Source organism: Pseudoalteromonas sp. KS88 (assembly GCF_004766475.1).
In the GTDB taxonomy this organism is placed as follows: Bacteria; Pseudomonadota; Gammaproteobacteria; order Enterobacterales; family Alteromonadaceae; genus Pseudoalteromonas.
Genome location: NZ_PYHV01000019.1, coordinates 340,832 through 354,255 on the forward strand (window position 1 = coordinate 340,832; position 13,424 = coordinate 354,255).

Genomic DNA, 13,424 nt, shown 5'->3' on the forward strand with positions numbered 1-13,424 from the left:
AGGTTCGCAGCTTTTTTTAATGCCATCAATTAACCATGACATAATGTAACTCAGACAGTTTCTTTTTAACGGTTTCGGCCTCGAGAAATCGCAATAGTTGTTTTCCCTTCTTCATTGATTTATCCGACTGGGTGTTAATAATAATTACCAGCGGCCTTACAAAGCTGTACTCCCCACTTTTAATCGTTTCAAAACTAGGCTGGACACCATCAATAGATAACACCCTAATTTTATTTATTCTTTTTAACTCTGAAAATTGTGAAACAGCGCCAAAAGAGTCATAGGCAATAGCAGTTGGAATACGTTGTACAATACCGAGTGCTTGATTAAATTCATTGTATAGAAGTACATCATTTTTAGAATATAGCCCTCTGTTGCCTTCTTTTTTAAGTTTTATTGAATCAGACTGCGGTGATTTCATGTAATCGAGTGATAAGAACTCTAAAAATACGTCAAATGTGCCGTGTTGAACTCCTTTGCTAAATAAATCAATTTGGTTGTCTTTTCTAGATTTTTTTTCCTCAAAGCTTGCCAGCTGTGACCACTGATTAATTTGACCAGAATAGATCGCTGTTAGTTGGTCAATAGAAAGGTTGGATATTTCATTATCGGTATTAGCAAAAAATACTAAAGCATCTTGGGCAAGTACAAATTGTTTAAGGTGAGGCCATTTCTCTTGTTCGAGTTTTGTCATGTAGCGTGATGATGCGCCAATATCTACAAGGTTTTGTGCAATAGCAGTGATGCCTTTATCACTCCCCATGCCACGCAGCTGCATAACTGTTTTGCTTTGTTGATTAAAATCCTCTTTGACAAGTCCGAGCATTTGAGTGACAGACGTAGAGCCTGCGACTAGTAATGTCTCTAAAGTGGGTTTTTCTTGGGCGTTAATGACTGGTGCACACAATAAAACTATAAATAATATCAGTTGTTTAAACATAGAAATCGTTTTGTAGAAGATTTTTAATAAGTATAGTTCAAACTCTTTAGAACAATAAACAGGAACAAAAAAACCAACCCTAGGGTTGGTTTTTATTACTAAATATACTAATTAATTGGTATATATTTAGTATGTAGCGCTGCCTTTTGTACGTGGGAAGGCAATAACGTCACGTACATTACCCATGCCTGTTACGTAAGCAACTAGGCGTTCAAAACCTAAGCCAAAACCAGAGTGTGGTACTGAACCATATTTACGTAGGTCGCGGTACCAGCTGTAGTCTTCTTTGTTTAAGCCCATTTCTTCTAAACGCGCATCAAGAACGTCAAGGCGCTCTTCACGTTGTGAACCACCAATGATTTCACCAATACCTGGTGCAACTACGTCCATTGCAGCAACGGTTTTGCCGTCTTCATTTTGGCGCATGTAAAACGCTTTAATATCACGTGGGTAGTTTTTAATTACTACTGGTGCTTTAAAGTGTTCTTCTGCAAGATATCGCTCATGCTCAGATTGTAAATCTACACCCCATTCAACTGCGTATTCAAACTTTTTGCCACATGATTTTAGTATTTCAACAGCGTCAGTGTAATCAACTTGAGCAAAGTCTTTTTCTACAAATTCTTCTAACCGCGAGATAGCTGTTTTCTCTACACGCTGTGCAAAAAATTCCATGTCATCACGGCGCTCTTCAAGTACGGCTTTGAATACATACTTCAACATGTTCTCAGCCAATTTTGCGATGTCTTCAAGATCTGCAAACGCAACCTCAGGTTCAACCATCCAAAATTCAGCAAGGTGGCGAGAGGTATTTGAGTTCTCTGCACGGAAAGTCGGGCCAAAGGTGTAAATTTTTGACATAGCAGAGGCGTATGTTTCACCATTTAACTGGCCAGATACAGTAAGAAACGCTTCTTTACCAAAGAAGTCTTCACTGTAATCAACGTCGCCTTTATCTGTGCGTGGCAAGTTTTGCATATCTAGCGTAGATACACGGAACATCTCACCGGCACCTTCACAGTCACTTGCAGTGATGATCGGTGTGCTGATCCAATAATAACCCTGCTCGTGATAAAAACGATGAATCGCTTGCGCTAAGCAGTTACGAACACGTGTTACTGCACCAATAATGTTTGTACGAGGGCGAAGGTGCGCATGTTCGCGTAAGTATTCAATACTGTGGCGCTTAGCTGCCATAGGATACGAGTCTGGATTTTCTACCCAGCCTAATACTTCAACCTTATTCGCTTGGATTTCGAATGACTGGCCTTTGCCTTCAGATTTAACCAAAACACCTGTTACTGATACAGAGCAGCTAGCTGTTAAACGCGTTACTTCTTCATAATTGGTCAGTGAATTAGGCACTACCGCTTGAATTGCGTCAAAACATGAACCGTCATGAACGGCTAAAAATGAAATTCCTGCTTTTGAATCGCGGCGAGTACGGATCCAGCCTTTTACTGTTACTTGGCTGTCTACCGCAACCTTGCCTTTTAATAGCTCTGAAATCGCTAAGTGGCTCATCTTCACTCCAATGATATAAGTTGCCTACATTAATAAATGTGTGCATTGTTGCACTTGAACCCCGTATCTTACCTTTGAACGGAAAATAAAAAAACATGTGCATGCAACTCTTTGCAATTTCTTTATAGTTTTTTTTATACAATTACGGCTTTTATTAATAAAGCGCGTGAATAATAAACACCGATTTAAATAAATCTGCCTTAAGTGTGCGATAAATCCCGCTTTTATGGCATTATAGGTTTAACTTTGTATTTTTAACTAATTAACTAACAATTACAGGTTCCATGAAACAAGTCTTTATTTTACGCGGCCTGCCAGGCTCAGGTAAGTCATACTACGCACAAACGCTTGCTGACGAACTCGTCACAGGTGATCAAAGCCAATACTTGATTTGCTCAACGGATGACTACTTTTATGACGAGCAAGGTGAATATAAGTTTGATAAATTTAAGCTATCGCAGTTTCATAACTTAAATCTAGCTCGCTTCATCAATGCTTTATCACAATCAATCCCTTTGGTAATCGTTGATAACACCAATATTAAAAAGTGGGAATTTATTGCTTATAGTCAAGCAGCGATAGCACTTGGCTACCAAGTAAAAGAAGTGATTGTTGGTGAAGTCAAAGATAAATCAATGCAACACTTATATGCCAAACGTAATAGTCACAAAGTGCCGTTAAAGATGATCAGTAAAATGGCTTACATGTTTGAATGGTAAAATCAAACATGTAAGCAGCGCTTTTTAGTACTGGTTATTAGCAATTGCCTTGTATATGGCATCACAGAGTATTTTGATATCCTCAGCTGTGCTTATGTACGGTGGCATTAAATAGATTAATTTGCCAAAAGGGCGTATCCAAACATTTTGGCTGATGAAATACGCTTGAATTTTCGCAACGTCAACCTCACAAGCCAGCTCAACCACACCAATACCACCCAGTATTCTTACATCTTTTACCTGTTCAAGATCCGCACATTTATTTAATGATGCCAATGATTGATTAAGTTGTGCAATTTGCACCGACCAGTTTTGCTGAAATAACACATCAATACTTGCACATGCCACAGCGCAGGCTAGAGGGTTACCCATAAATGTAGGGCCATGCATTAGCACACCAGCTTCACCTTCACTGATACCAATAGCAATTTTGTCTGTGGTTAGTGTGGCTGATAACGTCATTGTACCGCCGGTGAGTGCCTTACCGATGCACATGATATCGGGCTCAATGTCACTGTGTTCAACGGCAAACATTTTACCTGTTCTACCAAAACCTGTGGCTATTTCGTCGCAAATAAGTAAAACATTGTACTCATCACATAACCGTCTAACGGTCTTTAAGTAGTCAGGGTGGTAAAAGTTCATACCTCCGGCATTTTGAACAATTGGCTCAATGATAAATGCGGCCACTTGTTTATGGTGTAGTTTAAAATAGTGTTCAAGTTGTTCGGCTTCGTTGGTATCAAACCGCTCGCCAAACTGACTGACAGGGGCAGGAACGAATACATGTTCAGGTAAAAAACCACTGTACAAGGAATGCATTGAATTAACGGGGTCGCAAACACTCATGGCTGCAAATGTATCACCATGATAGCCCTTTAATGGCGTCATTAATTTTTGTTTCGTGGTGATACCTTGGCTTAACCAATATTGCAGTGCCATTTTTATTGCCACTTCAACAGAGACCGAACCGCTGTCTGCTAAAAATACTTTTTGTAAGCTTTCAGGGGTGATAGCCACGAGTTTTTTGCACAACTCGATTGCAGGCTGGTGGGTAATGCCACCAAACATAATATGGCTCATAGTGTCTATTTGTTGATGCATAGCAGCTTTTAATGCAAGGTGGCCATAACCATGAATAGCACTCCACCACGAGGCCATGCCATCAATCAAACATTCACCCGTCGCTAAGTAAATTTTATTACCTTGTGTATGCGTAACAGGGTAGACCTCAAGCGGCTGTGTCATTGATGTGTATGGGTGCCAAATGTGTTGACGATCAAAATCGAGGTCGATTGTGTGTTTTTTAATCATTAGTAAACTTTAATCTGCTGCGTTTCGTTGACAATGTTACGCCAAGTCTTAGACTAAACCAATATCCACCGTCATTAAAAAATAAAAAGAGAGAGTTATGGAGTTTGCAGCCGTTCGTCACGATTGGACACACAAAGAAGTAAAAGCATTATTTGAAATGCCGTTCAACGATTTACTATTCAAAGCCGCCTCTGTTCACCGTGAAAATTTTAATCCCAACGAAGTGCAAATTTCTACGTTACTATCTATCAAAACCGGTGCTTGCCCAGAAGATTGTAAATACTGCCCGCAGTCTGGCCACTATAAAACAGACTTAGAGCGTGAACGTTTATTAGAGGTTGAAAAGGTCGTTGAGCAAGCTCGTGCTGCGAAAGAAAAAGGCGCAACCCGTTTTTGCATGGGCGCTGCATGGTCAGATCCTAAAGATCGTGACATGCCTTACATTTCACAAATGGTAAAAGAAGTAAAAGAGCTAGGTCTTGAAACTTGCATGACACTTGGCATGCTAGATAACGATAAAGCACACGCACTGCGCGACGCTGGGCTTGATTACTATAACCATAACCTTGATACATCGCCTGAGTATTACGAGCAAATTATTTCAACTCGCACATATCAAGACCGCCTAGACACCATTGGCAATGTACGTGATGCCGGCATGAAAGTATGCTCTGGTGGCATTGTGGGCATGGGTGAAGAAGCATCTGACAGGTTTGGTTTACTGATGGGGCTTGCAAACTTGCCACAGCAACCAGAGAGTGTACCAATCAACATGTTGGTTAAAGTTAAAGGTACGCCCCTTGAAAATGTGGATGATTTAGACCATTTTGATTTCATTCGTACTATTGCAACAGCGCGTATTATGATGCCTAAAAGTTACGTTCGCTTATCTGCAGGCCGTAATGCTATGAACGAACAAATGCAATCAATGTGCTTTTTTGCCGGTGCTAACTCTATATTTTACGGTGATAAATTGCTTACAACCGAAAACCCTGAGGCTGATGCGGATATGAACCTGATTAAAAAATTAGGTATGAACCCTGAAAAGCATCAAGATTACTCAGACGAAGCCGTCGCCGCATCTTTGTCATCTAAAGTAGCCGATAAAGCAACCTCAGAACTGTTTTACCCTGCATAACGCAGCGCACAACTATGCAATTTGACTATATACACACCCATTTGGATGCGCGCGAGCAAAGCGCACTAAAACGCAAGCGCCATATTGTTAACCCAATCAGCGCACGGGAAATTGAGGTAGAGAATAAACGCTACCTCAACTTCGCGAGTAATGATTACTTAGGCTTTGGTGACGAGGTCATCGCGTGCCATGCAACGCGTACACTAGGGAGTCACAGTTCAGCGTTAGTCACAGGTTACCAACTAGCTCAGCAGCAGTTAGAGCATTATTTATGTGCTGAATTTGGTTATGAAAATGCGATGCTGTTTAACTCGGGTTTTAGTGCCAATAGCAGCGTAATTAAAGCGTTGTTTCAAGATAAATCCATTGCTCAACACAGCGCTGTTTTTCAAGATAAGTTAAATCACGCCAGCTTAATCGATGGCGCATTGCATGCAAACGCGGCAATGGTGCGTTTTAATCATAATGACATGAATCATTTACGATCTCGCCTTGAGAAGTCCAACGCCAAGCATAAATTAATTATCAGCGAAGGGGTATTTTCGATGGATGGCGATCAAGCCCCATTGAACGAATTGATCTGTTTAGCTAAACAGCACAATGCGTGGCTGATGATTGATGATGCACATGGGTTTGGCGCATTAGGTGATACCGGTCTAGGTAGTTGTGAACCCTTGATTGCAGCGGGTAACCTCCCTGAAGTTTTAGTGATAACATTTGGTAAAGCCGTAGCTAGCAGTGGCGCGTGTGTATTAGGCACAGATGCGTTTATCGATTATATGGTACAGTTTAACCGCGATTACACATACTCAACAGCCATGTCGCCTTTAAATGCATCGCATACTTTAGCGCGTATCAAAACGCTTCGAGATGCAAATGAGAAACGAGCGGCATTAAAAGCAAATATTGCGTTATTTAAACGCTTAGCCAATGAACACAGTATTGCGTTACTGGACTCTAACACCGCCATTCAACCTATTGTTTTAGGGTGTGCCCAGCAAACATTAGCCGCATGTGAGCACCTTAAACAGCAAGGTATATGGTTAAGTGCGATCCGCCCGCCAACCGTGCAGCATAACACCTCGCGTTTACGCGTTACGTTAACCGCCGCACATACACAGCAAGACATTCAAACTCTTATAACGTGTTTACAAAAGGCCATTGCATGATAAGCCCACTCGCCGCTGTTGCTGATAAACCAAGTTACGCCCAAGCAAAGTGCTTATCTAGCAATAGTTTAAAACACGCGACACAACGTAAGTTTTCAACAGCTGCAAACAGTTATGCAGCGCACGCTAATGTACAAAAGCAAGCAGCCAATGACTTGTTTAAATTAATGGCGGCATCTGACAACGCTAAACAAGACTACTGTATTGATTTAGGGGCAGGCCCTTTAGTCAATACCCATGCTTTGCAAGAGTTGTATCGTCATGTTTTGGCGATAGATCTAAGCCATACTATGCTCAAAAGTAGCAATGTGGATGCGCCGCGTATTTGCGCAGATATGGATAACTTACCGTTACAAGAAAACAGTGTTGACGTAGTGTTTAGTAATTTTGCTGTACAATGGTCAGCTAATTTTGAAACATTAATGCACGCATTGTATAAAACGTTAAAACCAGGGGGAAGGGCGTATATCAGCGCAGTGGTTGAAGGCTCTTTGCATGAAATAAAAACGGCGTTTTCGGTGCTTGATTCACATAGCCGAATAAACCGCTTTCAAACTCAGAACAATATAAACCAATCGGTCATAAATGCGGGGTTTATAGTCAATAGTGCCACAAAGGTGATTTACACCGACCAATTTACAAACCCTCTCAACGCTATACATTCAATAAAAGCCATTGGCGCGACGTCACAAAACCATTCAACCCAACGCGCTGGTTTGCTAACTAAATCGGCTTTAAAAAAAGTGTGTGCTGCGTACCCATTGATAAACAACCAAGCCCATGTATCTTATCATGTGGTATTGTTATCATTAGAAAAAGTAAAAACATAAAGGCAAGGTTATGAACGAATTTTTTATTACGGGTACTGATACTGACGCCGGTAAAACCCATATAACCAGTTTGCTGTTAAAGTTGCTCGCCCAACATAAAAAACGCGCTATTGGCTTTAAACCCATAGCTTCTGGCTGTGAAATGGCGTTTGACCAACTGGTTAATGCGGATGCCTTAATGCTAATGGAAAGCGCAACAGTGAGCGCTAAATACGACATAGTTAATCCGTTTTCCTTTGAACCTGCCATCGCACCGCATATTGCTGCACAAAAAGCAGGGGTAAACTTAAATGTTGAAAAGCTGACTTTGGCTTATCAAAACATTAAAAGCCAAGGCGCTGACTACCTGTTAACAGAAGGGGCTGGTGGCTGGGCATTACCGATTAATGAAAATCAATATTTATATGATTGGGTGAGTGCAGAGCAACTACCCGTTATCTTGGTTGTAGGCATGAAACTAGGCTGCATTAATCACGCGTTATTAACCACAGCACATATGCAAAGTATGGGTGTGAATTGCATTGGCTGGATAGCCAATCAAGTTGATGCCGCAATGGATGAATACCAAGCAAACCTAGATTCACTCAAGGCGCGCTTACCCATGCCACTGCTTGCAATAAGCCCTTATACTGAGCAAACACCTAAACTACAAATTTATAAAACCCTGCTCAAAGCCTTATCAATTAATAACTAAAAGTTAGTCATTAAAAAAGCCAGCAGTGCTGGCTTTTCAATCATAATTTTAACTCACTAATTACATTCAGATTGTATTGGTTTAGTCGTTACTCTGACAACAAAATCATTGTAGTCGTGGTCGTTTTGATCTTCCCAATACTGTTTATTCCAGAACATTTTAAATGCGGTTTTTAGTTTGCTCGCATTACCATTAACCGCTAACACATAGCTGATTGAGTCACTTGCTTTTACATCGTAATAGCCATCTGTGCCATGTTCATCAAGTAGTTTTATATATTGACCATTTACTTTTATACCCCAATCATTGTTATTTGAAGAGCTCTCAGAAACGAATGAGTAATTAATGCGAGTATAGTTTTCTGGTACACATTGCGCGTCATCATTTAAAATATACGCAGGTGCTGTTGCAGAACCTACAGAATTACTTTGTGCAGTTGCGTTGAGTGTAAATGCTTTATCCTCGCTGTAATCATTATTATCAATAGTTGCAATATTGATAACGTAGGATGTTTCCCCTGCAGGCACGGTTACTACCTGATTGATAAATCTATAATCGTTAGTATTTGCCGTACCTTGTGTCGTTGATACAAAAATTTCTACGTCTTGTTCAAATACGTTACTCAACTGCAGTTCATAGCTTAAAGTATCACCTTCAGTCACTGAGTCTGAAATAGCTGAAAGAGTAATTGTTGGAATATTAGACACACTACAAATAGGTGCTGAGTAACATGTCGTCGACTCGTTAAAGTTAGCCGCTAAATCGTTAATGCGAACAGGGAAATCTGCAACATGACATGTATTACCGGTGCTTGTATTCACTTTGTAAAGCTGCGACTTATTTGAATGCCCAAGATCTGTAAGGCTAGTACGACTCAGTAATATATCACCCTGTTGATTAAGAGCAGCACCTGTTACGGAAGATAAATTATGGTCAGCTAGTTTAGTCGCTCTGAGTGAATCTATATCGACTGAATAAAGTGAAGAGCTTGTCACTAACACTAACTCAGAGTTTTTAAAAACCATATCACCGCGCCAAATCCCTGAATCGCTATCTAACCCTGAAATTTCACCAAGCAACGAAGTTTCAGCTGTCTCTGGTGATATTGTGTAAAGTTTATTTTTATATGAACCCAACAAACGATTATTTGTTTCATCATAAGTTAAACGATACATATTCTTAGTGCGACCCACTACAACATGTTCGTTAGTGTTTAAATCGACATAGGCTAATTTAATGTATTTAAATTTGCTGCCACTGATAGGTAACGATTTCAACTGCGTACTATTAAAATCTAAATGCGCCACATCGACCTTATAATCAATTGGGCGTGGCGCAGATATATAATAGAGGCGGTTTGACTCTTTAACATGAGCAAGTGCGGATGAACTAAACTTGGCACGTGAATGAGCTTCAGCTGATTGTGTATATTCATCAAGCTTAAAGACAATGCCTGTATCGCCGCGGCCTGCATTGATACCGTATAACTGACCATCACATTGATTTGCGTGAGCAAGTTGAAGAGATGAAAGTAGCGCTGTTGATGTTATTGCTAGTAATGATAAAGGAAATTTCTTCATGATTGATGTTAACCCCGTTAAGTTGAACACTTTTATAAACATTAAAGTTAATTTATCAAGGCTAATCTTTTTGTAGTATCAGAAGTTACTTAAATGTTATGGGAATTTTCTTGTCTAGTTATTTAATCCTTCTTTTATTTTAATGCCTGCTTGGAAATTATATGTATTTAACTAAAAAACTAAATACAGATAATTTTATCAATGGTCTATCGAGTAGGATAGAGTGCTTGCTTTATGACATAGTTTGTCACAGAATAGCGCTGACGTTATGACATAATCTGTCACAACGCAGTTTTGCTATGTCCGATCAGCATATGCCTAGTCGCTGAGCAATAGTTGTTATTTTTGGAGAATATGTATGAAACGTGTATTTTTATTTTTATTAACTAACCTCGCGGTGATGTTGGTATTAGGTGTTGTGCTTTCAATAATAATGAGTGCGCTGGGCCTGAGCCATCGTAGCCTGGGTGGCATTTTATTAATTGCAACTGTATTTGGTTTTGGTGGTTCGTTTATTTCGTTGTATATGTCGAAATGGATGGCAAAAAAATCAACAGGGGCAAAGGTTATTGAGCAGCCTCGCAACGAAACAGAGCAGTGGTTATTAAACACCGTTGCGCAGCAAGCACAAAAAGCCGGTATAAAAATGCCTGAAGTCGCTATTTACGACAGCCCAGAAATGAACGCCTTTGCAACTGGCCCAAGTAAAAATAATTCGCTGGTGGCAGTGAGTACGGGTTTATTACATAACATGAGCCAAGATCAAGCTGAAGCAGTACTTGCACACGAAGTATCGCATGTGGCTAATGGCGACATGGTAACACTTACGCTTATTCAAGGTGTGGTGAATACCTTTGTTATTTTTGCCGCAAAAGTGTTAGCGGGCATTGTAGATAATTTTATCAATAGCGATGAAGAAGAGGGCGGTAGTAGCTGGACTTACTTCCTATTCGATATGTTGTTCCAAGTATTATTTGGTGTATTAGCCAGCATAATTGTTGCGCATTATAGCCGTAAACGTGAATTTGCAGCCGATAATGGCGCAGCTCATTTAGTGGGGGCAGACAAAATGCGATCAGCCCTTGAGCGTTTAAAGCAAAACCACCCATCGCAATTAGAAGGCTCAATGATGGCCTTTGGTATTGCCAGTGGTAAAGGCATGGCTGAGTTGTTTTCATCTCACCCTCCGCTTGATGCACGTATAGACGCACTACGTCGCTAAAAATCAAGTTTTTCACAGTACTTGTAAACAAAAAGCCTGCATTTGCAGGCTTTTTTATGTTTGATGGTTTTTATTGCGATTGAATAATATCTGTAATGCCCTCTGGCGAAAGTATTTCAATCCAGTAACCATCTGGATCTTTAATAAAGGCAAGGCCTTTCATTGAACCACCATCTGGTTTTTTTACAAACTCAACATCGTATTTAGCAAAGCGCTCACAGGCAGCGTATACATCGGGCACGCTAATACCAATATGGCCAAACCCTTTTGGTTCTTCATTACCACTGTGATAACCGGTAAAGCTGTCGTCGTTTTCAGTGCCCCAGTTATGGGTAAGCTCAATCAACGCAGGGCGACCAAACACCCATTGAGTTTTTTCTTTATCATCGCCTTTTGGCATATCTTGCTCATAGCCTAAAAAGTACAAGGTAAATTCCATACCAGGAAAGTCATACTTTCCTAACAACTTCATGCCCAATACGTTTTCATAAAATGCCAGCGACGGTTTTGGATCTTTAATACGCAACATAGTTTGCTGCATCACATAGCCCTCAGTGGCCTGTGCAATTTGCTCTGGAGATTCGTTATAGCTAGACATGAGATAATCCTTAATAAAATGACTGAAAAAACCTTAATGGATTTAAAAAGGCAGGGTGTTCGCTCATCATAATAAACAGCAGCAAAAATTAAAACCACCGAGCTAAATTATCAGCCTGTGAGTTGAGTGTTTTGAAAGCGGAAAATGACACATTTAGCGATACTGTTTATTTATACAGTGATGGTGTTTTGTCTAATATTACTGATCTCCACCATTTTGGGGTATTTCTACATTTATTAAGCATGAGCTGCAGTTAACTAGTTGTTTACAGGTGTTTATTTGAGGGCTAAGATAAATGCAATGTAATATATGGACATATGTCGGTTTATAAAACGACAAATGTCGTAGACAAAGTTGTTAGCCATCAAATGGAGTTGACGAAAGAATGAATGAAAAAGTTCTAGCTTTGGGTCAAAGATGTTTACGTCTAGTGAACTCTGATAAACGTACATCGAGTTTTCTTGGTGGGAAACCGCTAGTTGGAGCCAAGTTTGATTGGCCTCGGAAAAATGACAAACCTCTAGGATTCATCGGACAATTAGACTTAAAGGAAATCAATTCAAACAAAGAAATAGATTGGCTACCTCAAACAGGCAGACTTTTATTTTTCTACGATCTCGAAGAGTGGCCTTGGGGTTTTGATCCTAAAGATATTGGTGGTTGGGCAACGCTATACGAAAATGGTGATGCTGATTTATACCCATATGAATTGCCATCAGATCTTGATTTAGAGCACTTATTTCCGTCAATTAAATACATTAAGTCTGAGAGCTTTATTAGCTATCCCGACGGTCAAAGCTTGGACTTTGAATCCCTTGGAATTTCAGAGGATGATGACGAAGAGTATTACGACTTTATTGATGAACATTTCGGCGATGAACCACGACATCAAATTGGTGGTTTTCCAAGCCCCATCCAAGGAGACTCAATGGAAGAGGACTGCCAGTTAGCTAGTGGAGGTGTTTATTGTGGTAACTCTGATGGCTACAACTCCAAGGAAGCTGAAAATTTGAGAAGTGAATTACTCGATTGGAAGTTGCTTTTACAATTTGACTCTGATGATGAAATAGAAGCAATGTGGGGAGATATGGGGATGCTGTATTTTTGGGTGCGAGAAAGCGATGCTAAAAATTGTGACTTCTCCAAGCCATGGTTGATTTTACAATGTAGCTAAAATGGCTAACAAGCTGTTTAACAAGGACAAAATACAGTTGGCTTTTGCTCCTTCGTCGCCTATTTTAGCCAACTATATTTTGTCCGTTAACAGGGCGTTATATGCCACGGAGTTTTACAGATGTACCCTAATTCAATAGATAAAAATATGGTTGGAGAATATCCTGCAAGTACTAAATCGGGCGGTGGGTATTTTTACGATCAAGTTCTAGAATATCGAGTTTGGTGCAGACCTTGGCAAGGCGCTCCTGATGAGTTTGATGGTGAAATATATTATTATGCATTTCACACTTATGATGAAGCTCTTGAATTCTCCAACAAGACTGATGGCTCTGAAGAACCTTTAGTTTTAATTAAACAACTTGAATGGATTGATGAACCTGAAGCAGGTAAATTCATTCATAAAACTGGCGAACGTATAACAGAATGGGTTGTTGAGTGGTTAGTCGATAGTCAACGACAGGCAAATACAATTCCAGAGTTTATTGGTGGAAATGGCATATAACAAGTGACTATGGTGTCA

At 40.1% G+C, this 13,424-nt stretch carries 13 protein-coding genes; 8 read left to right on the top strand and 5 right to left on the bottom strand.

Features of this window, described 5'->3' with window-relative positions:
- Positions 1–25: 25 nt before the first annotated feature.
- Positions 26–940, bottom strand: coding sequence for a substrate-binding domain-containing protein (locus tag C7Y70_RS13845; RefSeq protein ID WP_135475323.1), 915 nt, complete (start codon positions 938–940; stop codon positions 26–28).
- A gap of 126 nt (positions 941–1,066) precedes the next feature.
- Positions 1,067–2,464: an asparagine--tRNA ligase gene (gene asnS, locus C7Y70_RS13850; RefSeq protein ID WP_135475324.1), complete on the bottom strand. Its 1,398-nt coding sequence runs from the start codon at positions 2,462–2,464 to the stop codon at positions 1,067–1,069.
- 284 nt (positions 2,465–2,748) lie between these two features.
- Here asnS and C7Y70_RS13855 point away from each other — a divergent pair, with 284 nt between their 5' ends.
- A complete protein-coding gene (locus tag C7Y70_RS13855; RefSeq protein WP_135475325.1) occupies positions 2,749–3,183 on the top strand; it encodes an AAA family ATPase in 435 nt (144 codons plus the stop codon).
- A gap of 24 nt (positions 3,184–3,207) precedes the next feature.
- On the opposite strand, the gene bioA is transcribed toward C7Y70_RS13855, so the two are convergent.
- Entirely contained in the window at positions 3,208–4,497 is a 1,290-nt protein-coding gene (bioA, locus tag C7Y70_RS13860) for an adenosylmethionine--8-amino-7-oxononanoate transaminase (protein ID WP_135475326.1), read from the bottom strand.
- A gap of 97 nt (positions 4,498–4,594) precedes the next feature.
- Between bioA and bioB the strand changes: the two genes are divergently transcribed.
- From bioB to bioD, 4 genes are read left to right on the top strand one after another with little or no spacing between them, the layout of a single operon-like run.
- The gene (gene bioB, locus C7Y70_RS13865) at positions 4,595–5,635 is read left to right on the top strand and encodes a biotin synthase BioB (RefSeq protein WP_099293674.1); all 1,041 of its coding nucleotides are present in this window, start codon (positions 4,595–4,597) and stop codon (positions 5,633–5,635) included.
- Positions 5,636–5,649: 14 nt separating this feature from the next.
- Positions 5,650–6,804, top strand: coding sequence for an 8-amino-7-oxononanoate synthase (locus tag C7Y70_RS13870; protein WP_135475327.1), 1,155 nt, complete (start codon positions 5,650–5,652; stop codon positions 6,802–6,804).
- Positions 6,801–7,634, top strand: a complete 834-nt coding sequence (locus tag C7Y70_RS13875) for a methyltransferase domain-containing protein (protein ID WP_135475328.1) — start codon at positions 6,801–6,803, stop codon at positions 7,632–7,634. Before C7Y70_RS13870 ends, C7Y70_RS13875 begins: the two co-directional genes overlap by 4 nt.
- Positions 7,635–7,644: 10 nt before the next feature.
- Positions 7,645–8,328 (top strand): dethiobiotin synthase, encoded by a 684-nt coding sequence (bioD, locus tag C7Y70_RS13880; RefSeq protein WP_135475329.1) that lies wholly within the window; start codon positions 7,645–7,647, stop codon positions 8,326–8,328.
- Positions 8,329–8,384: 56 nt separating this feature from the next.
- Here bioD and C7Y70_RS13885 read toward each other — a convergent pair whose 3' ends face one another.
- Positions 8,385–9,908, bottom strand: a complete 1,524-nt coding sequence (locus C7Y70_RS13885; protein ID WP_135475330.1) for a hemolysin — start codon at positions 9,906–9,908, stop codon at positions 8,385–8,387.
- Between the two features lie 358 nt (positions 9,909–10,266).
- Between C7Y70_RS13885 and htpX the strand changes: the two genes are divergently transcribed.
- Complete coding sequence (htpX, locus tag C7Y70_RS13890) at positions 10,267–11,130, top strand: protease HtpX (RefSeq protein ID WP_099293682.1); 864 nt, start codon at positions 10,267–10,269, stop codon at positions 11,128–11,130.
- A 70-nt stretch (positions 11,131–11,200) separates the two neighbouring features.
- On the opposite strand, the gene gloA is transcribed toward htpX, so the two are convergent.
- Positions 11,201–11,728, bottom strand: coding sequence for a lactoylglutathione lyase (gene gloA, locus C7Y70_RS13895; protein ID WP_135475331.1), 528 nt, complete (start codon positions 11,726–11,728; stop codon positions 11,201–11,203).
- A 385-nt stretch (positions 11,729–12,113) separates the two neighbouring features.
- Between gloA and C7Y70_RS13900 the strand changes: the two genes are divergently transcribed.
- Positions 12,114–12,902: a YwqG family protein gene (locus tag C7Y70_RS13900; RefSeq protein ID WP_135475332.1), complete on the top strand. Its 789-nt coding sequence runs from the start codon at positions 12,114–12,116 to the stop codon at positions 12,900–12,902.
- A gap of 120 nt (positions 12,903–13,022) precedes the next feature.
- The gene (locus C7Y70_RS13905) at positions 13,023–13,406 is read left to right on the top strand and encodes a GCN5 family acetyltransferase (protein ID WP_135475333.1); all 384 of its coding nucleotides are present in this window, start codon (positions 13,023–13,025) and stop codon (positions 13,404–13,406) included.
- Positions 13,407–13,424: the final 18 nt, after the last annotated feature.

Bases quoted from the DNA above. Each gene is read 5' to 3' on its own strand.
- C7Y70_RS13845 (WP_135475323.1), bottom strand. From the start codon at position 940: ATGTTTAAACAACTGATATTATTTATAGTTTTATTGTGTGCACCAGTC.
- asnS (WP_135475324.1), bottom strand. From the start codon at position 2,464: ATGAGCCACTTAGCGATTTCAGAGCTATTAAAAGGCAAGGTTGCGGTA.
- C7Y70_RS13855 (WP_135475325.1), top strand. From the start codon at position 2,749: ATGAAACAAGTCTTTATTTTACGCGGCCTGCCAGGCTCAGGTAAGTCA.
- bioA (WP_135475326.1), bottom strand. From the start codon at position 4,497: ATGATTAAAAAACACACAATCGACCTCGATTTTGATCGTCAACACATT.
- bioB (WP_099293674.1), top strand. From the start codon at position 4,595: ATGGAGTTTGCAGCCGTTCGTCACGATTGGACACACAAAGAAGTAAAA.
- C7Y70_RS13870 (WP_135475327.1), top strand. From the start codon at position 5,650: ATGCAATTTGACTATATACACACCCATTTGGATGCGCGCGAGCAAAGC.
- C7Y70_RS13875 (WP_135475328.1), top strand. From the start codon at position 6,801: ATGATAAGCCCACTCGCCGCTGTTGCTGATAAACCAAGTTACGCCCAA.
- bioD (WP_135475329.1), top strand. From the start codon at position 7,645: ATGAACGAATTTTTTATTACGGGTACTGATACTGACGCCGGTAAAACC.
- C7Y70_RS13885 (WP_135475330.1), bottom strand. From the start codon at position 9,908: ATGAAGAAATTTCCTTTATCATTACTAGCAATAACATCAACAGCGCTA.
- htpX (WP_099293682.1), top strand. From the start codon at position 10,267: ATGAAACGTGTATTTTTATTTTTATTAACTAACCTCGCGGTGATGTTG.
- gloA (WP_135475331.1), bottom strand. From the start codon at position 11,728: ATGTCTAGCTATAACGAATCTCCAGAGCAAATTGCACAGGCCACTGAG.
- C7Y70_RS13900 (WP_135475332.1), top strand. From the start codon at position 12,114: ATGAATGAAAAAGTTCTAGCTTTGGGTCAAAGATGTTTACGTCTAGTG.
- C7Y70_RS13905 (WP_135475333.1), top strand. From the start codon at position 13,023: ATGTACCCTAATTCAATAGATAAAAATATGGTTGGAGAATATCCTGCA.